A 20,119-nucleotide genomic window follows, 5' to 3' on the forward strand; every position below is an offset into this window, starting at 1 on the left:
TGTACAAATTCAGATTGTTCTACACAGCGAACACTAACAAAATTAAATCTGCGTTCATCTGCGTTTATCGGCTTACATCTGCGGTTAAAAATTAAAACCTCTGATTTCCGCCAATCTACTTTAACTAACAGTCTTCCAAACAGTCTTAATCCTATCCTGTTGTTCCCATTCTAGCGCCTGAAAAACTAGCATCATTTCCTCATGAGTGTAATCAAGAATGATCGCAGCCAATTGAGAGGCAGTTTCCGCTTCCAGCATGGCTAGTTTCAATTGGGTCATTTCTTCTTTATCCATCTACACTAAAACTTATATTTTTACCTCACTTTTATTTTAGTTTGATTTACAAATATTTGTTAATTTTGCCTTAAAATCAGCAATATTAGCAGCATTTAGTGTGTCAAAATTGCGCGAGGATATTTTAAATTCTTGGTTGCAAAGCTGAGAGAGCAATTTTTCATCAATCTCCAGAATATTGCCTTCGGAAGCGACATTTTTTTGCAACAAAGTTGCGATTTCTCTTTCCAGTTGGCGATAGCCTTGCTGAAAGAAATCTTGAGAGTTAGAACGAAACAAACCGCTATTGACGGGCTGAATTTGGCTGGGTGTCAGCGATTGAGCTGAGACAGCAGCCGGAAATCCCAAAGATGCGGCTAGCCACCAGCTAGAAATTATCTGTTTGAGGATGCTGTTCATCACTGTCGGGAGGAGTTTTTACCTCAGTTCGTTTTTCGTTTTCTGACTCGCTTGCTAATTCATCTTCTCGTTCAAGTTTTTCTTGCCACTCGACAAGCTGCTGAAAAAGTTTCGGCTTAATTTCAAATACGGGTGTGTTGGTTTCTGACATATTGACTCCTAACATTTATTACATTTAACTGGTTGCGGGGTTCTCTCTGCCTGGGAACCTCTGTCCAGAGGCTCAGCCTCGTTTTTTCAGCAGGAAAATTGGAGGGTGAGCCTCCAGATATGCGTTTCTAGGGAGAGCCGGGAAACAAGTAGAAAAACAAACAATTATGTCGGCCCGAAGCTAGGCTCAAACCTTCAGCAGCGACATAATTATGCCTGTTAAGGAACCACCCAGCAAAGCTAAAGTAGCTAAGGTACTAATGCCAAATCCTGCCGCTCTTTTTTCGGCAGCTTGATAGTAACCCCAAGCAAACAAAATGCGTCCAACTATCCAAACTGCGCCGATACCCGCCCCCCAAATTGGGCTGATAAATTGCGAGAACAGCCACAGCGATGGCAAAAATAGAATCATTTGCTCTAAGGTATTTTGCTGAACTCGCACCACTCGCTCAAAGTCTGGGTTTCCTGTCATCTGCGGGGGAGAAACTTTGTATTTGAATCTAGCTCTGCCGACGTTGATAGTAACAACGAAGTAGAGAATTAATGCTGAAACAGTAATTAGACTAGGCCAAAGTGTCGCGTTTGCTTCTGCGAGCATGATTCGGTATGATTGGGGTGGAGTAGATATCTTGATTATAAATCAATTATTGCCGATCGCGTTATTCATCGCTATCCCCTCATTCCAAGCAGGGGATTTGATTCAACTGCTGGGTATTAGTGGCGCGAGAATTGCTTTAGAGTTCCGAGAAAGCCTCGAAAACTTGCTGGCTGGGATTTTGATTGTTTTTGAACGCACCTGCCTACGGATACAAGCCCCCGACTCTTTTCGTGAGTAGCCCAAATTTTAGACTCTTATTCAACCTCCCAGATTCATCTGTGGAGTAAATCTAAAATCTCAAATCTAAGATCTAAAATTTGTAGAGTAAATTTAAAATCTAAAATCTAAAACTGTAAAAATTGAAAAGGCTGACACACCCTACGATAATTTGAATATGAGCTAGATCATAGAAAGATTTGGGAGAATTTGGCAAACTGAGAGTAAGGTTAAATAGGAGGTCAATTTAATGACCAATACTGCTCTCAATTTTAAGACTGCACCCGGACATGAAGTTCTGGCGGCGGCTGGCAAGAAAATGCTGAGGCCGGGGGGTAAATTTGCTACGGAACAGTTATTTGAATGGGCGGATTTTCAACCGGGCGAGACTGTTTTGGAGTTGGCTGCTAGTTTTGGATATAGTTCGATCGCCCTTGCTGAACGTTTTGGCGTAAAAGTAGTTGGAGTGGAGAAAAATCCCGAGAGTGTGGCCCGCGCTCGTGCTAATGTTGCAGCAGCCGGTTTGAGCGATCGAGTGGAAATTGTGGAAGGAGATATTTTTCACTTGGATCGGATTTCCCAACAGTTTGATTGGGTTTTGGCTGAAGCTATCCTGACCATGCAGTCGCCGTCAGGGAAAGCTAAAATTGTATCGGGAATTTGCGATCGTTTAAAACCAGGTGGCAAGTTTCTCTCTCACGAACTTTTAGCTAAAAACCGAGAATCAGAAATTCACAAAGCTTTATCAGAAGTGATTCGCGTCAATTCAACGCCTTTGTCTGAGTCTGGCTGGATTGCTGTTTGCCAAAACGCGGGTTTGCAAGTAGAAAAGTGTCAAACCGGGGCGATGGGACTCCTAAATTTGCCACGAATGCTGCAAGATGAAGGGTTTGTGGGTACTGTGCGGATTGTGTGGAATATTTTAAGTCGATCGCAAATTCGCGATCGTATCTTAGCAATGCGTCGAGTTTTCCAGCATTACCAAAAAGATCTAGGTTACATCGTTATCTCTGCCAAAAAACAATCTTAACCCAGTCAATCGATTTTCGCTTTTGGGTTTTCGATGGAAGAAAGTGAAGCCACTGATAAATTCGAGGCTTGTGACCAAATTAATTAATTGTCAAAAACTATGACTACTACTCTTTTACCGCTACAATCTTCAGCTATCCAACTCCGAGACGCAATTGAATATCCCGCCGCCGGAGTGTCGAGCAAAGTTTTAATCAAAGACAATAATTGTCAGTACAGTTTACTTTGTCTGGCTGCTGGTAGCGAGGTTTCCGAACACTCTTCGCCGCGCAATGCCACAGTTAATGTCATCGAAGGAAAGGGGATTTTGACTCTAGAAGGCAAAGATATTGTCTTGGAACCGGGGGTGTTTGTTTTTCTGCCCGCCCGCGCCCTCCACGCTTTGAAAGCTGAACAAAATTTGGCATTTATCTTGACACTTTCTGAGCCTAATTAATGCCATCATTATTCTGTAGGAGCGAATTTTACCAACCATAATTGCCGAAAATCAATAATCTGATAAACCCGCCCCGATTCACTGGTTGTGGGGGGCGGGTTTATATAGATAGTGAGTGGCAGTCAAATATTGTTTGTGAAACCCGCCCTTACAAGAATGGAGATTTTAACATTTAATCTATTTCATCTCCAGAGGCGATATCCTCCAATTTTTTCCAGTCCAATACAATAATTTTACCGCCTCGACTGTAGGATACAAACGGCTTGAGTTTCTTAAACAACCGCACGCATTCTTCGTAGGTAATTCCAATACTGCGAGCAATTTGATAGTAGGGAAAACGTTTTTCTAAACATACACTATTATCCGCAATCTTCGTACCTTGCTCGATCCCAAAGTAATGAATAAATCGGGCCAGCCGCACGATCGCCCTTTCCGACACCAACCCGTGAACTGTATCGTGCAGTTGCTGCAACCGCTGATTAAACACCGCCAATATTCGCAAGGCAATCTCAGGATTTTCCCGAATAGCTGCTAGCAAAACTTCCCGTTCTGTGGTAAGAACTTCCACATCCGTTTCTGCTGTCACCGTTGCGGGGGCAATGCCGTTGCCTAGCAAAGCAGGTGCGGCAAAAATATCTCCCTGAAATAAAGTGCGGAGAATTGTTTCTTTGCCCGCCGCCGCTGTTTTTGCAACCCGCAGAGAACCACTCAAAAGAGTGTATAATTTTTCGGGGATGCGATCGCCCTCATACATCACAACTTCTCCCTGTCGGTAAGTCCGAATTACTGTGTGTTCTTGCAATCGCTCTAATTCAGTTGGGTTTAAGCTGGCAAATATTCCAATTTTAGCCAGTTGCTCAACAGTTGCTTTCATACATTTAACTCTACCCGCTCGGAGTCTATTGACAGTATAATAACGGTGAATTCAGAATATATCGAAACAAGCAGAGCCATCTACGAAAATGCCGAACCCGAATATCGGCGATATTATTTTGATGAGATAGCTGGCGGATTTGTGCTAATTCACCAACAACATAATCTTAATAATTCGGAAATATTTCTTGCGGAAGTTTTGGCTAAAATAGGGAAGAGAGTTAGAATGTTGAGCGAGCAAGCAGCAGAAGGTGTGAGAACGCCAGACGCTGAGATTGACGGTGAGATTTGCGAATTTAAGGAGTTGACTGAACAGACTCAAAACATCAGAGACAGAGTGCAAGAAGGCATCAGTAGATCCAAAAAGCAAGGTGCATCAGCCGTTGTTTTTCACATCAATCGAGAAAATTATGATGTCGGGAAAATCAACGCTGGCATCAAACAAGCTCTGTTTTGGGATACCGAAAAGCAAATTCAAAAAATATTTTTTGTTGTTAACAGCGAACAAATTCAAATCATCACAAGGGAAGAGTGGAACAATGGAAGATCATTTCAGCGAATTTAAAGAGATTGTAGCGCGGGGATTGCAGAACAATATGCCGCGAGATGCTAAATTAATTACTGTAGGGCAAATTTTATATGCTGTTAGCCACGACGATCTCACAATAGAAGAAGGTTGGAAGCTTGAAGAGATGATGGGTGGCAGAACACAGTGGGAAGAGGCACTTGAGTACAGCATTTTTGGCTATCCAGTAGATACAGCAACGCCCCCTTTAGACAAACCTCTAATTATCGCCGGCAAAACTTTTCATTCTCGCTTGATGACGGGGACGGGAAAATATCGCAGCATCGCAGAAATGCAGCAAAGTGTCAACGCTAGCAGGTGCGAAATTGTGACTGTAGCTGTGCGGCGAGTGCAAACAAATGCTCCCGGCCATGAAGGATTGGCAGAGGCTCTGGATTGGACTAAAATTTGGATGCTGCCAAATACTGCGGGTTGTCAAACTGCGGATGAGGCTATTAGAGTAGCTCGTTTAGGCAGGGAAATGGCGAAACTTTTAGGGCAAGAAGACAATAATTTTGTCAAATTAGAAGTGATTCCCGATGCTAAATATTTGCTGCCAGATCCGATCGGCACTTTGGAAGCGGCAGAACAATTAGTTAAAGAAGGTTTTGCCGTTTTGCCCTACATCAATGCCGATCCCTTGCTGGCAAAACGCCTCGAAGAAGTCGGTTGTGCGACAGTCATGCCTTTAGGTTCGCCCATCGGTTCCGGGCAAGGGATCAATAATGCGGCCAACATTCAAATAATTATTGACACGGTGAATGTTCCGGTGGTAGTCGATGCGGGGATCGGAACGCCGAGCGAAGCGGCCCGAGCAATGGAAATGGGAGCCGATGCACTTTTGATTAATTCGGCGATCGCCAATGCCCAAAATTCCCCCGCAATGGCCAAAGCAATGGGAATGGCAGCAGAAGCGGGGCGGATGGCGTACTTAGCAGGAAGAATGCCGGTCAAAGATTACGCGATCGCCTCTTCTCCCCAAACAGGCACTGTCACCTCCAAATAAATGGCAGAATTTTCCTGGGCGCTTTTTTGGTACAGTTGTAAGCATCAAAAATATTAAGGATTGTGACTGATGCCTTACATCAAAGATGACGATGGACGCCTGAACAACTTTGCTAAAGAGCCGAAGGTGTACGGCGCCGAACCTCCCAACAAGAACCAGCAACGGAACTATATCATTATGGGAATTGCAGCAGCCATGTTGGTCGCTGGTTTGGTATTTGTGGCTGCTTCCGTCTAAAAGCTGGGCTGAGAGTCAAAGCTGCTTCAAATCGCAATTTTAAATAATCCTTCAGCAAACCATGTTTTCCAACCAATGGAAACATGGTTTTTGTGTTTCAATACAAAGCAGGTAGTTGCGACAATCCTGAAGCGTGCCGAGCGAGCTGGAAAGCTAAATAAGACAAGCAGAAATTGGGTTTTTTCCTCTCGGCTGTTGGGTTCAGGGACTTGGGTTGCAATTAATCACACTGGTTCGCCACCCACATAAAATTGCCAATTGAAAATCTACAATCCTTTAGTCATCACGGGTGCGATTGACTGCCTTCGGGGCTTAGTTGTGAGTTATGAGCGATGGAGATTTTAACTCTCAACTCTAAAATCTACAATCTACAATCTAAAACCTAAAATCTAAAATCTAAAATCTAACATCGGCTGACCGTGATGTCTATTCCTTCCCAAACAGTTTCTAGCTCGAACAAGCTGATATACCAACGCTTGAAACAGGCGATCGACCTCAATTTACGCCGTCAAATTTTTATTGCCGCCTGCGACGACTTGTGCTTGCGGGACTGTCTGGCAGCCCGCTTGCAGACAGAATTAGCCGCAGAGAGCGCAGGCTCAGATCCTCGCTCCCCGATCAACTACCCCCGATTTGTCAGTTTGGAACTCGACTTGAGCGATCCAAATCCTTGGGGTTCGATCGCCGCGTGGCTGACCCAACACCCACCGCCGCAAAACAGAGGCAGCTACAGCCCTTTGCCGGGATTTCAAATTCTCGGGGCAGAACACCTGACCAGACAGTCAGCAGCAGTGCAGTGGTCGTTCCTGAGCTATTTGAGAGACATCGAAGCAAACCTGCAAATGTGCGAGTCTACTCTGTTGCTGTGGGTGTCGCGCCCCTGGCTAAGTTCGATCGAGCAATCGGCCCCGGAATTTTGGCACTGGCGAACCGGAGTATTTGAGTTTGAAGGCGAACCAACTCCAGCTAAGGGAGACTTCGGGCACTTTGAGGACTTCGGGCACTCCGGAGACTTACGAAACTTACGGGACAGCGGAGACTTTGGCAACCAACTTTTAATACCTTCTTTGTCTGGACAATCCCCAATTCCCGACGAACAATCCCCAATTTCCTATCCCCCGTCCCCAGCGCCAGATTCTAAATCCGTCCAACTAACAGAGGACGAACAATCCCCAATTTCCCATTCCCCGTCCCCAGGGCCAGATTCTAAATCCGTCGAACTGGCAGATTTGGTGCTAGCAGCCGCTTCTGAGGATGTGGCAGCCGAAAATAATGCCTCATCAGAGGAGAATTTTCTGCCGCTGCAAACTCTGCAATACATCGAACTGCTGCAAGAACATCAGTGTTGTTCCGAAGCATTGGCTTTGGCTTATCACAGTTTGGGAAATTACTACCGCGATCGCATTCTGGGCGGAGACGTTTCAGAGCAAAACCTGACAATCGCTATTCGCGCGATCGAACAAGTGATTGCGTATCTCGACGTTGACAGCAACTCGCAGCAAAATCAACCACTAACTGAGGAATGCGCGCGGCTGATTGCCCAATTGACACAAAATTTAACTCAGTACGCCCAGGAGTCCAACAGCCTACCGCCAATTTCCGATCTGCTTAACGATCTCGGCACTCTCTATTGGATGCTATCGCGCGATCGCACGCAGCATAACGCCTCCGATCCGGTATCCTGCCTTGAACGCAGCATCGCCCTCTACCTTGAAGGTTTGAACCGAACAGATACCGAAACCGTACCCCAAACCCGCGTTAGATTAAACAAAAATTTGGGAATCGCCTCGGCCGATTTAGCCCGCTATCGAGACAAGACAGAGAACTTGCAGCACGCAGTTGCAGCTTACCAACAAGCGCTGCTGGATCTAGACCCCGCCGTGGAGCCTCAGCAGTACGCTGCTGCTCAGAATAATTTGGCGACAGCATACTGGAATTTAGCCCAAGATGGTGAGCCGATCGTATATCTCAAAAGGGCGATCGCAGCTTACACCCAAGCCCTCTCCTGTTACAGTCCCGAACGAGAACCCCTCAACTATGCCGGAGTGCAAAACAACCTCGGTACCGCCTGCTGGAACCTCGCCCAGCACGAACCCTCAGAACCCCTGCTAGTCAGGGCGATTTCCGCCTACCGCGAAGCATTGAAATACCGCACCCGAGAATTAGTACCCGCAGCAGCAGCAGCCACCTCCAATAATCTGGGTACCGCTTATTGGCATTTGGCGAACCAGTTTCAGCAGAAACAGGCGCGGACAGAATCATTGCAGCAGGCGATTACCGCCTACGAAGCCGCTCTGGATATCGCCGGAGAGCTCGATCGAACCCAACTCACCTTTGACGCCTTGGCCGCTCGCAACAATCTCGGACTAGCCCACTATCAACTAGCCACCGACCCAACTTTCGCCACTAACAAAGTCGCACAGACAAGCCATCTAGAAGCAGCACTACACCACCAGTTGCAAGTGTGCGTCGAATGGGGACAACATCTCAATGACAAAGGGTTAACATATGGGGATAAACTCAACCTGCAAGCCCCGGCAAACTCCCAAGCTGCTGATTCCCGGCAAACAGCATTGAGCTATATTGTTAAAACGATTAGAGCTTTCTATAGTGAATGTGGGCTGCCAGGCCAAAATTTAGCCTTATCCAAAGTTCCTGGAGATTTATTGCCTGAAATTTTGCGTAGGTTATAAATAGGGCTATAACTATTAAAAGCTCAATTTTTTCGAGATTTGTATCCAGTTTTCTATTATTATGGCTGAATATTCTTGCCTAATTCTTCAAGCAAACTTGTGGTCATGGCCCCTGTAAAAATTCTTGTGGTTGATGACGACCCGGCAATCCGAAATTTAATTCACCGTTTTTTGAGCCAGCAAGGTTATCAAGTTGAGTCTGGCCAGGACGGTCAGACTGGTCTGGAATTATTTGAGCAACTCAATCCTGACTTAGTAGTTCTAGATGTAAATTTACCTGATACGACTGGCTACAAACTGTGTCAAGAAATGCAAAGACGCACGGGCGTGTTTGTGTTGATGCTGACCAGCCGAACCGATGAAGCTGACAAAATGAAAGGGTTTGCCGAAGGTGCTGACGACTACATTACTAAACCTTTTAGTCTTGTAGAAATTGGAGCTCGCGTTGCAGCAATTTTGAAGCGCAAACGCATTGTTACTCCCGCCGAACAACAAAGTCTTACTTTTGGAGAGCTACTAATAGATCCGGTTCGCCGCGAGGTAATTCTCGGCAGTCAGATAGTTGCTTTGACTGCTTTAGAATTCGACCTGCTGTACTGTTTGGCCAGCAAACCCGGTCGCGTATGGAGGCGATCGGAATTGCTGCATGAAGTTTGGGACTACGAGTATGTAGGAGCCGATCGCGTGGTGGATGTCCATATCGGTCAAATTCGCCGCAAAATTGAACTAGATCCCAATCAACTGCCGATGATTCAAACCGTCCGGGGGGTGGGTTACAAGTTTGAGCCAACAACCTAGTAGCATTCGCCATTCGGCTTTAGGGGCGGGTTCACCAATATCTCGGATTAACATACTCGATATTTTTAAACCCGCCCTCCCCAGACAATCATTCAGATCGAGTATCTGATTGTTTGTTCTGCAAATACTCGCCCACTTCTCGTGCACGATCAAAACCCCTTCGCACGCAATCTCCCAAAGCCACGCCACCAACGTAGTTGCTGCACAAATACACCCCAGGCAAAGATTTTAAACCTTGATCGATTTGTTGCAGGCGATCGAAATGCCCCAAATTGTACTGAGGAATCGCCCGCTTCCACACATTCACCGCCAAAACTTTCGGCTGCGCCGCCGAGGGCTTCAGCAAAATCCGAGACAAATCTCGGTGTACCTCCCGAACGATTTGTTCTGAGTCAAGATTGCCAATATCCGAATCAGTAGCCCCGCCGATGTAACTGCTGAGAGTTTGCCAGCCCGCAGGCGCGCGATCGGCAAATAAACTCGATGTCCAAATCGTCCCGAGAGTGCGAATTCCCTGCCCCCTCGGAATTAAATTTCCAAAACCTACTAATTTACCCTTGACATCTGACTGCGGATATGCTAATACAACGCAGGCAACCGTAGGATAAGTAAAAGCTTGTAAAGCACTGCTAACTTCCGGTTGCAGAGGCTGCAACAAATCGGCTGTAACGTAAGCCGGCGTTGTCAAAACCACGGTACGCGCCTCAACTTCCTGCTGTCCGTCGGGCGTGGAGAATACAGCAATGTAAGTTTCGCGTTGTGTACGCTGGAGGCGAGTCAAGTGCCAGTTGAGTTTCAGTCGATCGCCCAATTGAGCAGCGATCGCCTCTGGCAGAGCCTTCAACCCCTGTTTAAACGAACCCAACTCCCCCGGCCTAGTTTTAGGAACATTCGGGTCTGCGGGCATTTTCTTCGGTCTTTTCCTAGCAGAAAGCAGCGCCCCCGCCACCAGTCCGCCACCCACATCAGCCATCTTTGTTACCCGACCAAAAGCCGCCGCCGCGCTAAGTTGTTGCGGATCTCCCGCATAAACCCCAGAAACAAAAGGTTCCACCAACCGCTGCATCACTTCCGTACCGAGATGACGGCGGAAAAATTGAGAAACAGTTTCCTCGTCACCCTGCTGCGAAAGTCGAGCACCGATTGCCGGCGCGACAAACCCCAAAGCCCCGAACAACGCCCGCAGTTTCCCTGGAAAACTCAGCAACTGAGACTGAATCATCGCCGGTGGACTCATCGGCACCGGTTGCAGCTTATTTTGCCAATAAACAAAACGAGGCAATTTGCGATCGGCAAAAATCAACTCCTGCTTCAATCCCACATCCACAGCCAACTTCATCAATTCCGGCGTCGGCGAAAAACTATTCGGGCCCTCCTCCCAGAGAAACCCTTCCGCTGTGACAGTGGTGATGTTCCCGCCCACACGTCCCTGACTCTCAGCGACTAAAATCTTCAGCGGCGATGCACTCGTTGCTTCCTTGTCAAGTGCGTGCGCCAAACTCAAACCGCTAATACCCGCACCCACAATCAAGGTATCTAATAGTTCCATATTACATAGAAAAATATCGCAATCTTTATGTTACATGGCTTTGCACGGCTTGCGTTCATTGCCGCGCGTAGTGCCAAACCGCTTTCAGATTACCGAATTGGGAATTGGGAATTGGGAATTGGTACGCTTTCGGGCATTTCTTAAGCATTTTTCTCGCAGGTTGTGGATGAGAACCTCTCTCTGCCCACCTCCTCGTCTCCCCCTCTCTCCATCTCGCTTTTGTATCCGCTGGGCCTGGTTTAAAAAAAGAGCATCTGCTGTAATTAAGCTATATTCCTAAAAATACTATTTCTTTAAAATTTTTGTATTATAGGGAACAGCGCCAAAAATTGCACCGGGAAACGCAGCAGTAAAGTGCCCAAAAAGATTTGAGTGGGTTAAACTAACTTTAGGAAAATTTTACAGCTTAAGCAAGTCAGCACCCCGCTCTCAAGAGAGGGGGCTTTATGCCCTAATCAAAAGAGAGAGTTGACTAGCTATAGTCTTAACGGATTACGTTATCAAAAATATGGGTGTAAGGCCAAGCTGCTATGGCATCGCCGATGAAATATTTAAAACGGTAATTGTTCCGTTGAAAATAGATCATAAAAGTACCTAGTAGCCCTGTGTAGCAGCAATAATCAATATTCAAGGCGGTGAAAACTGCCTGATACGTGCTGCCTCGCTCAGTCTAAAGACATGAGGTTTCCGTAATACTAAGCTTTTCTCATGAAAAAATACCCATGCAGGAAGTTATCAACTCGTTTCAGTCTTTTTTCTCTAACTCGGTTGATGGTTTCCTAGAGTGCGACCGACAGCAAAAGTACCTCTCGATCAATCCTATTGCTGCTGCTTGGATGGGATTGGAGCCTGCTGAAATACTCAACAAAACTAATCAGGAATTATTGAAATTATATCCTAATAATCCTGCGATAAAAGATATAATTTTGCAGATTGATTCCTGCCTGCAACAAGTATTTATAACCGGGGAAAAACGGCTGGCAATTCATGAGGTGACGGCGGCCGACGGCGGGATTAAAATTTACGAAACTGCTTATACGCCAGCGGTGGATGCCTCTAGCAACCAGATGCGGGTTTTGGGCGTCGGTAGAGATATCACCAGGCACTACCGCTGGCAGCAGCAGAAAACTCAACAGTTGCGCCGATCGAACCATTTACTATGGTTGAATGCAGCTAACAGTCCCCTGGCAATGGTAGGCTGGGATGAAGATTTTCGGATCATTCAGTGGTCGAAACGCGCTGAAGAAATCTTTGGCTGGACATCCGATGATATGATGGGCAAGCAGTTCGGCGATTTGGCTTTGGTTTGCGAGGAAGATAGAGAGGCTGTAAGCGCGATCGAACTCGAACTAGCCACCGGCAACGGCAATACTTCAATTAACCGCAACTATACTAAAAGCGGACAGGTAATTTGGTGTCGCTGGTTCAACTCGATTATTCGCAGTGGCGACACTTTTACCGTGCTTTCTTTGGTGGAAGATATCACCGATCGCAAACGGTTGGAAGCAGAAAAAGCCCAAGCTTCTCGCCTCACAGCAATGGTAGCCGATGTGGGTATTGCCCTCACCAAACACCCTCAAGATATCCTGCTTCCCTGCTGCGAGGCAATGGTGCGAAATCTCGATGTGGCTTCGGCTGAAATTTGGACTTTCAACTCTCCACATCATGTTTGGGAATTGCAAGCAGCCTCGGGAATATACAGCCGCACAGACGATCGGGCTAGCTTTATTGAAAGTAAGGTTAACTCGATCGCCAAACAGCAAAAACCGGAATTTGACTGCGGATTTGAACTGAATAATTTTGGACTACCAGAGGAAGAATCCGCCAAAGCAACAGAGGCGCAAAATTCCGAAGTAGCAATTATCAACACCAGTCAAAAGCCGGCAAATTGCCCAATTCCCCAGCAAATTCTTACCTTCGCTGGCTACCCTTTGATAGTCGAAGAACGGCTGGTGGGAGTCATGGTAATTATCAGCCGCCAGCCCCTGACAGCACCCTTTCAGGAAACTTTAGCATCGGTTGCCGATGTCATCGCTTTAGGCATCGAACGCAAGCGTGCAGAAGCTGAATTAAAATCAGCTAGAGGCTTCCTCAATTCCGTAGTAGAAAACCTGCCGGTGGGAGTTTTTGCTAAAGATGCTTCTTCGCTGAAATTTGTGCTGTGGAATAAAGCCGGAGAAACGATCGCAGGTGTTACTTCTCAAGAGGCGATAGGCAAAAATGACTACGATATTTACCCCAAAGAACAAGCTGATGTTTTTACTGCTCAAGATAGAGAAATATTGACCGCCGATCGCAACCAATCTACTGTTCAAGACATAGCCGAAGAACCGATCCAAACTCGCCACAAAGGTATGAGAATATTGCACACCCGCAAAGTGCCAATTCTCGACTCCGCAGGCAATCCTCAGTACGTTTTAGGTATTACTGAAGATATCACCGAACGCAGGCAGGTAGACGAAAGCGTGCGCCTCTACGACCAAATTGTCGAGAATATGCAAATTGGTTTGTACGTCTACCATTTAGAAAATATAGACGATGACAGCACTCTCAGGGCGATCGCCTCGAATCCCGCTGCTACCCTGTTTACCGGATTAGAAATGGCGGATGTTTTGGGAATGACAATCGACGAGATTTTTCCCCACCTGCGATCGAAAAACATTCCCCAAGCATTTGCTTCGGTAATTCGCAGCCAGAAAGCCGTAGAACTTGAAGATATTGACTGTGATGAAGCGGGCAGAATAACTCGCGCTTTTTCTATTAAAGCTTTTCCCTTACCGAATAACTGCGTCGGTGTTGCTTTTGAAAACATTACTGCTCGCAAGTGCCTGGAATTACAACTGCAAGCCTCTTTGGAAAAAACCGAACGTTCCGAACAACTCCTGCGTACAGTAATAGACAAAACCAGCGATTGGATTTTTGCCAAGGACAACAATTTTCGCTGTATTTTGGCAAACAGGAGTTTCGCTCAAGCGCTCGGTAAAACAGTCGAAGAAATTATTGGAAAATTAGATGTAGAGTTAGGATTTTCCGAAGAGATAGTATTGGGAAACTCAGCAAAAAATATCCGAGGCTTTCGCACTGACGACTCTGCTGTACTGGCAGGTGAAATCGTCCATAATCCCTGCGATGTGGCCACGTTTGCAGACGGTTCAGTACATATTTTTGACACCCAAAAACTGCCCCTGCGCGACGCTGAGGGCAATATATTTGCAGTGCTAGCTTTCGCTCACGATATTACAGAACGCCATGAATCGGAAGCAGCTTTGCGCCGGAGCGAAACCAGATTTAGGTCTTTGGTAGCGAATATTCCCGGAGTAGTTTATCGCTGGCAATGCGATTTTTCAACAAGTTTTATTAGCAATGCCGTTTACTTACTAACGGGCTACCCTGCTGCGAATTTTATTTTGTCTTTGGACAGGGGAGGTAGGACTTTTGCTAGCATTATTTACCCGGAAGATTTGGCAAAAGTAGAAGTCACTATTCGGCAAGCAATAGAAAACAAACAGTCTTATAATTTGGAATACCGCTTGCTAGCAGCAGACGGCACGGTTAAATGGGTGTGGGATAAAGGTTCTCCTGTGTTCGACGCAGAGGGAAACGTTTGCTGTTTGGACGGGGTGATTTTTGATATTAGCGATCGCTACTGCGCTCAAGAAGCATTGCGCCAAAAAACTTCCGAGTTGGAAGCAGTTTTCCTGGCATTGCCAGATTTGTATTTCCGGCTCAATGCTGACGGCCTTATTTTGGACTACTTGTCAGGAAATTCCTTGGATTTTTACCTCAGCCCCGAGTATTTTCTGGGCAAACGAATGACCGATATATTGCCCGCAACCGCCGCCCGCGAATTCGAGATGGCAATGCTTGAAGTTTCCGAAAAACGAACTCCAATTAATATAGAGTATTCGCTAGCTATGCCCGCAGGAGAAGAAACTTATGAAGCGAGATTGCTGCCTTTTAACTCGAATCAAGCGATCGCGATCGCGCGCAATATCACCAAACGGAAACAAGCCGAATCTCAATTAAAACATAAAAATCGCCAACTTGAGCAAACATTGAAACAATTAGGCAGGACTCAAGCTCAACTAATTCAAGCGGAAAAAATGTCGGGTTTGGGACAGCTAGTGGCGGGAATTGCTCACGAAATTAATAATCCTGTCAGTTTTATTTACGGTAATATTATGTACGCTAGTGAGTATGCCAAAAACTTGCTGGAACTGTGCAGTTTGTACCAAACACATTACCCGGAACCTGTTGCTATTATAGCAGAGTTGGCTGAAGAAATAGACTTGGGATTTATGAAAGAGGATTTCCCGCACCTCCTGAATTCAATTAAAACGGGAGCAGAGCGCATTCGGCAAATTGTTCTGTCTTTACGCAACTTTTCCCGCCTGGAAGAATCAGATATCAAGCGTGTTGATATCCACGAAGGCATAGACAGCGCTCTGTTAATTTTGCAACACAAAATTAAAGAAAATGGCAGAAATCGCCCGATTGAAATAGTTAAAGAATATGGAAAATTGCCGCCGATACAGTGCTACGTTGGACAGTTAAATCAAGTTTTTATGAATATTTTAAATAATGCTATTGATGCTTTAGCGGATGTCAGGCATAGGAAGTTGGACTTGGCGAGTTATTCGGAAGAGGGAGGGCAAGATTTTCCGACTTTACCTTTAAGTTGCGACGCATTGCCTTGGATTCGGATTCGCACGGAGGTGTTGGAGAACAATCGGGTTGCGATCGCAATTTCAGATAATGGGTCGGGAATGGCAGAGTCTGTTAAATCTCGGGTATTTGACCCGTTTTTTACTACTAAACCCGTAGGTAAAGGTACAGGTTTGGGATTGTCTATATCCTATCAGATTGTGGTGGAAAGACACGGGGGAACGCTGCGGTGCATTTCCGCGCCGGGAGAGGGAACTGAATTCGCGATCGAGATTCCAATTCGGCAAAGGTAATGACTTATTGGTAATTGGTAGTTGCACCAGAAAAATGATAATCTAATTAAAGGTTCTAAAAGTCAGGAATATTAGCATGGTATACAAAAGCATACATACTTCTAGTGCCGTTGCCAAACAAATTAAAGAAGAAGATGATGATGATGATGATTCCTATGTTGACTATTTTTATGATGATCCGGGGGCTCCGCCGGGAACTCTCGACTTAGAACCAGATGCGCCGCCTCCGGAGATTGTATTAATTGACTATTGCGAAATATCCGCAACTCGCGCTAAATTGGCAAATCCTCGAATAGCTGCTCCTTATTTAGATACAGAATCTGTTTCTTGGGTTGATATGTTGGGATTGGGAAACCAAGAAACTTGGCGACAAATGGGCGAAGTGTTTAATTTACACCTAATGGCTCAGGAAGATGTAGTTAATGTTCCCCAGCGACCGAAAGTAGTAGACTATGAAGAACACATTTTAATCATTGCTTGGATGGTGATGCTCCATCCCGAATTAGATACTTTTCATAAAGAACAAGTAAGTTTCATTTTGGGCAAGCACTACCTGTTAACTGTTCAGGAAGAACCGGACTATGATTGCTTTGAACCTGTGCGCGATCGCATTCGTAAAGGACAAGGAATTATTCGCAAACACGGAGCAGATTATCTGGCTTATACTTTGTTAGATTCGATTATAGATGGATTTTTCCCAGTATTAGAAGTTTACGGAGAGCGCATTGAAGAATTAGAGGATGAAGTGGTGGTGAACCCCACCCGCAAAACCCTGGAAAAAATCTATAAAATCCGGCGAGAATTGCTGACTCTGCGCCGTGCCATTTGGCCGCAGCGGGATGCAATTAATGTTTTGATTCGAGATAGCAGTGATTTGATTAGTCCGGAGGTGCGAATTTACCTGCGCGACTGTTACGATCACACGGTGCAGGTGATGGATATGGTGGAAACCTATCGAGAGTTGTCTTCGGGTTTAATGGATGTTTATCTGTCCTCGGTTGGCAATAAAATGAATGAAATTATGAAACTGCTGACAGTGATTTCTAGTATCTTTATTCCTCTAACTTTTGTGGCGGGAGTATACGGGATGAATTTCAATACAGAGAAATCGCCATTGAATATGCCAGAACTGAATTGGTATTTTGGCTATCCGCTTTGTTGGACGCTGATGCTAGCGATAGCCTCTGCTTTAGTTTACTTCTTTTGGCGGCGCGGCTGGTTTGAAAACTTTTCTACTGTGAAAGATGACTCAAGAAAGTAACCGAATTGAAGATTTTAGATTTAGGATTCAAGATTGAAGAATTCTAAATCCTGTTAGGTAAAAAGGTTTCCTGCCCCTAGTTGAATCCGTGTCCTAAATCCTTGTATGATAATTGCCAACTTTTGTGCCCCCTGATTCATCCGTGAGTGAATTTAAGGGGAGTTGCAGGGAAATTCAATTGTTGGGCGGGCTTTCGGGCCTACCGTACAAGAGTTTGAATAAACACAAATCCCTAAATTAAGTGGGCGACAAGTTAAAATCTTCAATCTCAAATCTTAAATTGATTGACGAACGATCGCGTACAATAAATCTGGGGAAAAAGTAGGCGCAGGCGGTTGCGGATTAGCGAAAGCTGGTCTGAGGAAAGTCCGGGCTCCCGAAAAACCAAACTTGCTGGGTAACGCCCAGTGCGAGCGATCGTGAGGATAGTGCCACAGAAAGATACCGCCCCCCGATTTGAGATTTAAGATTTGAGATTTGAGATTGAATCAAAAATCAAGCATCGAACATCGCAAAGTGTGAGGGGGTAAGGGTGCAAAGGTGCGGTAAGAGCGCACCAGCAGCATCGAGAGGTGCTGGCTCGGTAAACCCCAGTTGGGAGCAAGGTCGGAGGAACTATGGTTGGTTTTTTACCAGTTCCGTTTTTTGGTACCGCTTGAGGCGTCTGGTAACAGGCGTCCCAGATAGATAACTGCCCTCGAAAACTGCTTGCAGTTGAGAGAACAGAACCCGGCTTATGTCCGACTTTTTCCCCCCCCATTTAATTAAAATTACCGCTTGGGAATAAGGTCAACAAATCCTTTCGACCTGTTTTATGTTGGCAAAGGTGTGCACTGCTTTTAGGTAAGGTTCACCATAAGCACCAGGAGGACTATTTAGTTTTTTAATGAAAAGCTTTTTGGCGAGATGAATCTGATACCATTTTCAAAAAATAATGCAACTTTACACAAGCTCCAAGCCAGGATAGTCATCCGTGATTCGCAATTATAAAATCTAAAATCTAAAATCTAAAATCTAAAATGGTATGATTTATCCGGGTCGCCAAAAGCAACTTGAAACATTAATTCAAAAATTGGGACTGCAAAAAAATGATGCGATAAAATGGCATCTCCTCGATTTAGCTTTGACTCATGCGAGCGCGTCAGCTAAGGCAAATTACGAGCAACTAGAGTTTGTCGGGGATGCAGTTGTGCGACTGGCTGCGTCGGAATTGTTGTTTGAGATTTATCCCGACTGTACAGTGGGGGAATTTGCGGCTATTCGATCGATCTTGGTGAGCGATCGCATTCTTGCTAAAATCGCTGAAAGTTATGGGTTCGATCGCTATTTAATTGTTTCCAGCAGCGCCGCCTCGGACAAAACAGGCGCTGAACCCCGACTGGCCGACGCTTTGGAAGCGGTACTGGCTGCGCTTTATTTGAGTACCCAGAGCTTAGAATTAATTCGCCCTTGGCTAGATTCTCACTTTCAACGCTTAGCGACAGAAATCCGCAGCGATCCTGCCCGCCAAAACTACAAAGCTGCTCTCCAAGAGTTGACTCAAGGCAAATACAAAACTTTGCCCAAATATAGCGTGCAAGAAACCGGGACAGTGCAGGGCGGGGAAGATCGTTTTACAGCAGAAGTTCTCATTCAGGGAAAGTTGGTAGCAGAGGGAAAAGGTCGATCGATCAAAGCGGCCGAACAAGCAGCGGCTCAGGTAGCTTTCAATAAATTAGTTGGTAGTCATTAGTCAGTTGACAGTTGACTGGTGTTAGCAGTGATTTGTTATTTGTTAGCTGCTACCAATAACCAATAACTACTCCCAACAGTCAAGAGTCAACCGTGATTTTTTTTTATTAAAACATAGATAATAACAAAATATGCTAGAATTCCGGTGCTATTTTTGAAATTATAATTAATGAAAATCGGAATAGCTGTATGGGGTGCAGGTCGCTGGGGAGTTAACCTAATTCGCAACTTTCTCGAACATCCCAATAGCCAAGTTTTAGCGGTGGTAGACCCGAATCGAGATTCATTGGCGGCCGTTCAAAAACAGTTTAATCTGGATGCCTCGGTGATTCTAGCTACCGATTGGTCTCAAGTGCAAGCCTTACCGGGACTGCAAGCTGTGGCGATCGCTACTCCAGCTTCCACACACTACACCCTCGCAGCAGCAGCGCTGAAACAAGGCTACCACGTCTTAGCAGAAAAACCTCTCGCCCTCAACCTCACGGAAGCCATAGAACTCTGCCAATTAGCCGAAAAACAGCAGCGGCAACTCTTCGTTGACCACACTTATCTGTTTCATCCAGCAGTTGATCGAGGCCAAAGAATTATTAAACAGCATCAACTGGGAAAATTGCGCTACGGTTACGCCCAGCGCACCCATTTTGAACCTGTTCGCCATGACGTTGATGCCCTTTGGGACTTAGCTATTCACGATATCGCGATTTTCAATACTTGGTTGGAACAAACCCCAATTGAAGTAAGGGCGATCGGCACTGTTTTTCCGAAGGAATCACGAAAAGGGAACAAGGAAAAAGGAATAAATCAAGAAACAGCAGAAATTGAAAATCAATTGGCTCCTTCACTGCTGACTACTAATCCGGCCGACAAACTAGCAGATTTAGTTTGGGTAACGCTTACCTATCCCGACGGATTTCAAGCATTTATTCACCTGTGCTGGCTAAATCCCGACAAACAACGGCGCTTAACAGTTGTTGGCAGTTTGGGAACCTTGATTTTTGACGAAATGTCGCCAGAAACTCCCCTGATTGTGCAGCGTGGCAATCCAGATTGGGGAGGCGAAGAGAATAACTCTTTTGAAAGTGCGCTCGCACCGCAGCCAACAAGCCTTAAACACCGCGAAGTGTTGAGTTTAGAACAAGTAGAACCGCTCAGGAGAGTGTGCGATCGCTTCCTCAACTGCGTCTACACTAATACCTCCTGTCCTACCTCTTCCGGCTCCGCCTCCGTTGAATTAATCCGCATTCTCAGCACTTTGAGCAAATCCCTCGAACTCGGCGGACAGCCCCTAATACCATTTTAGATTTTAGATTTTAGATTTTAGATTTT

18 protein-coding genes and 1 other RNA gene are annotated in these 20,119 nt (G+C 45.7%); 13 read left to right on the top strand and 6 right to left on the bottom strand.

The window, feature by feature from the left end:
* Positions 1–120: 120 nt before the first annotated feature.
* From QT996_RS12505 to QT996_RS12520, 4 genes are all read right to left on the bottom strand, one after another.
* Positions 121–279, bottom strand: a complete 159-nt coding sequence (locus QT996_RS12505) for a hypothetical protein (RefSeq protein WP_333046865.1) — start codon at positions 277–279, stop codon at positions 121–123.
* 51 nt (positions 280–330) lie between these two features.
* Positions 331–693 carry a hypothetical protein gene (locus tag QT996_RS12510; RefSeq protein ID WP_333046923.1) on the bottom strand — a complete coding sequence of 121 codons (363 nt, stop codon included), beginning with the start codon at positions 691–693 and terminating at the stop codon, positions 331–333.
* Positions 662–844, bottom strand: a complete 183-nt coding sequence (locus QT996_RS12515) for a hypothetical protein (protein WP_333046866.1) — start codon at positions 842–844, stop codon at positions 662–664. The genes QT996_RS12510 and QT996_RS12515 overlap by 32 nt, the downstream gene beginning before the upstream one ends.
* A 186-nt stretch (positions 845–1,030) precedes the next feature.
* A complete protein-coding gene (locus tag QT996_RS12520; protein WP_333046867.1) occupies positions 1,031–1,441 on the bottom strand; it encodes an MAPEG family protein in 411 nt (136 codons plus the stop codon).
* A gap of 31 nt (positions 1,442–1,472) precedes the next feature.
* Between QT996_RS12520 and QT996_RS12525 the strand changes: the two genes are divergently transcribed.
* The 3 genes from QT996_RS12525 to QT996_RS12535 all read left to right on the top strand — a co-directional run bounded on the left by QT996_RS12525 (position 1,473) and on the right by QT996_RS12535 (position 3,122).
* Positions 1,473–1,679, top strand: coding sequence for a hypothetical protein (locus QT996_RS12525; RefSeq protein ID WP_333046868.1), 207 nt, complete (start codon positions 1,473–1,475; stop codon positions 1,677–1,679).
* 228 nt (positions 1,680–1,907) lie between these two features.
* Complete coding sequence (locus QT996_RS12530; protein ID WP_333046869.1) at positions 1,908–2,687, top strand: methyltransferase domain-containing protein; 780 nt, start codon at positions 1,908–1,910, stop codon at positions 2,685–2,687.
* 99 nt (positions 2,688–2,786) lie between these two features.
* Positions 2,787–3,122 (top strand): cupin domain-containing protein, encoded by a 336-nt coding sequence (locus QT996_RS12535; RefSeq protein WP_333046870.1) that lies wholly within the window; start codon positions 2,787–2,789, stop codon positions 3,120–3,122.
* Between the two features lie 172 nt (positions 3,123–3,294).
* Here QT996_RS12535 and QT996_RS12540 read toward each other — a convergent pair whose 3' ends face one another.
* Positions 3,295–3,996 (bottom strand): Crp/Fnr family transcriptional regulator, encoded by a 702-nt coding sequence (locus tag QT996_RS12540; protein ID WP_333046871.1) that lies wholly within the window; start codon positions 3,994–3,996, stop codon positions 3,295–3,297.
* 45 nt (positions 3,997–4,041) lie between these two features.
* Between QT996_RS12540 and QT996_RS12545 the strand changes: the two genes are divergently transcribed.
* From QT996_RS12545 to QT996_RS12565, 5 genes are all read left to right on the top strand, one after another.
* Positions 4,042–4,560 (top strand): CdiA C-terminal domain-containing protein, encoded by a 519-nt coding sequence (locus QT996_RS12545; protein WP_333046872.1) that lies wholly within the window; start codon positions 4,042–4,044, stop codon positions 4,558–4,560.
* Entirely contained in the window at positions 4,535–5,566 is a 1,032-nt protein-coding gene (locus QT996_RS12550; protein ID WP_333046873.1) for a thiazole synthase, read from the top strand. The genes QT996_RS12545 and QT996_RS12550 overlap by 26 nt, the downstream gene beginning before the upstream one ends.
* A gap of 69 nt (positions 5,567–5,635) precedes the next feature.
* On the top strand, positions 5,636–5,803 hold the full coding sequence (psb34, locus tag QT996_RS12555; RefSeq protein ID WP_333046874.1) for a photosystem II assembly protein Psb34: 168 nt from the start codon (positions 5,636–5,638) through the stop codon (positions 5,801–5,803).
* A gap of 422 nt (positions 5,804–6,225) precedes the next feature.
* Positions 6,226–8,496: a tetratricopeptide repeat protein gene (locus tag QT996_RS12560; protein WP_333046875.1), complete on the top strand. Its 2,271-nt coding sequence runs from the start codon at positions 6,226–6,228 to the stop codon at positions 8,494–8,496.
* 105 nt (positions 8,497–8,601) lie between these two features.
* Entirely contained in the window at positions 8,602–9,294 is a 693-nt protein-coding gene (locus tag QT996_RS12565) for a response regulator transcription factor (RefSeq protein ID WP_333046876.1), read from the top strand.
* 88 nt (positions 9,295–9,382) lie between these two features.
* On the opposite strand, the gene hemG is transcribed toward QT996_RS12565, so the two are convergent.
* Positions 9,383–10,843: a protoporphyrinogen oxidase gene (hemG, locus tag QT996_RS12570; protein WP_333046877.1), complete on the bottom strand. Its 1,461-nt coding sequence runs from the start codon at positions 10,841–10,843 to the stop codon at positions 9,383–9,385.
* A gap of 722 nt (positions 10,844–11,565) precedes the next feature.
* On the opposite strand from hemG, the gene QT996_RS12575 reads away from it, so the two are divergent.
* The 5 genes from QT996_RS12575 to QT996_RS12595 all read left to right on the top strand — a co-directional run bounded on the left by QT996_RS12575 (position 11,566) and on the right by QT996_RS12595 (position 20,093).
* Positions 11,566–15,801 (top strand): PAS domain-containing protein, encoded by a 4,236-nt coding sequence (locus QT996_RS12575; RefSeq protein ID WP_333046878.1) that lies wholly within the window; start codon positions 11,566–11,568, stop codon positions 15,799–15,801.
* Positions 15,802–15,877: 76 nt separating this feature from the next.
* On the top strand, positions 15,878–17,062 hold the full coding sequence (gene corA / locus QT996_RS12580) for a magnesium/cobalt transporter CorA (RefSeq protein ID WP_333046879.1): 1,185 nt from the start codon (positions 15,878–15,880) through the stop codon (positions 17,060–17,062).
* 318 nt (positions 17,063–17,380) lie between these two features.
* Positions 17,381–17,814, top strand: an RNA gene (gene rnpB, locus QT996_RS12585) — RNase P RNA component class A.
* Positions 17,815–18,086: 272 nt separating this feature from the next.
* Positions 18,087–18,794 carry a ribonuclease III gene (rnc, locus tag QT996_RS12590; protein WP_333046880.1) on the top strand — a complete coding sequence of 236 codons (708 nt, stop codon included), beginning with the start codon at positions 18,087–18,089 and terminating at the stop codon, positions 18,792–18,794.
* 168 nt (positions 18,795–18,962) lie between these two features.
* A complete protein-coding gene (locus QT996_RS12595) occupies positions 18,963–20,093 on the top strand; it encodes a Gfo/Idh/MocA family oxidoreductase (protein WP_333046881.1) in 1,131 nt (376 codons plus the stop codon).
* The last annotated feature ends 26 nt before the right edge of the window (positions 20,094–20,119 follow it).

The sequence above is a fragment of the Microcoleus sp. S13C4 genome (genome assembly GCF_036700865.1).
In the GTDB taxonomy this organism is placed as follows: domain Bacteria; phylum Cyanobacteriota; class Cyanobacteriia; order Cyanobacteriales; family Microcoleaceae; genus Microcoleus.

Bases quoted from the DNA above. Each gene is read 5' to 3' on its own strand.
- psb34 (WP_333046874.1), top strand. From the start codon at position 5,636: ATGCCTTACATCAAAGATGACGATGGACGCCTGAACAACTTTGCTAAA.
- QT996_RS12520 (WP_333046867.1), bottom strand. From the start codon at position 1,441: ATGCTCGCAGAAGCAAACGCGACACTTTGGCCTAGTCTAATTACTGTT.
- corA (WP_333046879.1), top strand. From the start codon at position 15,878: ATGGTATACAAAAGCATACATACTTCTAGTGCCGTTGCCAAACAAATT.
- QT996_RS12505 (WP_333046865.1), bottom strand. From the start codon at position 279: ATGACCCAATTGAAACTAGCCATGCTGGAAGCGGAAACTGCCTCTCAA.
- QT996_RS12560 (WP_333046875.1), top strand. From the start codon at position 6,226: ATGTCTATTCCTTCCCAAACAGTTTCTAGCTCGAACAAGCTGATATAC.
- QT996_RS12535 (WP_333046870.1), top strand. From the start codon at position 2,787: ATGACTACTACTCTTTTACCGCTACAATCTTCAGCTATCCAACTCCGA.
- rnc (WP_333046880.1), top strand. From the start codon at position 18,087: ATGATTTATCCGGGTCGCCAAAAGCAACTTGAAACATTAATTCAAAAA.
- QT996_RS12565 (WP_333046876.1), top strand. From the start codon at position 8,602: ATGGCCCCTGTAAAAATTCTTGTGGTTGATGACGACCCGGCAATCCGA.
- QT996_RS12595 (WP_333046881.1), top strand. From the start codon at position 18,963: ATGAAAATCGGAATAGCTGTATGGGGTGCAGGTCGCTGGGGAGTTAAC.
- QT996_RS12510 (WP_333046923.1), bottom strand. From the start codon at position 693: ATGAACAGCATCCTCAAACAGATAATTTCTAGCTGGTGGCTAGCCGCA.
- QT996_RS12575 (WP_333046878.1), top strand. From the start codon at position 11,566: ATGCAGGAAGTTATCAACTCGTTTCAGTCTTTTTTCTCTAACTCGGTT.
- QT996_RS12540 (WP_333046871.1), bottom strand. From the start codon at position 3,996: ATGAAAGCAACTGTTGAGCAACTGGCTAAAATTGGAATATTTGCCAGC.
- QT996_RS12530 (WP_333046869.1), top strand. From the start codon at position 1,908: ATGACCAATACTGCTCTCAATTTTAAGACTGCACCCGGACATGAAGTT.
- QT996_RS12550 (WP_333046873.1), top strand. From the start codon at position 4,535: ATGGAAGATCATTTCAGCGAATTTAAAGAGATTGTAGCGCGGGGATTG.
- QT996_RS12515 (WP_333046866.1), bottom strand. From the start codon at position 844: ATGTCAGAAACCAACACACCCGTATTTGAAATTAAGCCGAAACTTTTT.
- hemG (WP_333046877.1), bottom strand. From the start codon at position 10,843: ATGGAACTATTAGATACCTTGATTGTGGGTGCGGGTATTAGCGGTTTG.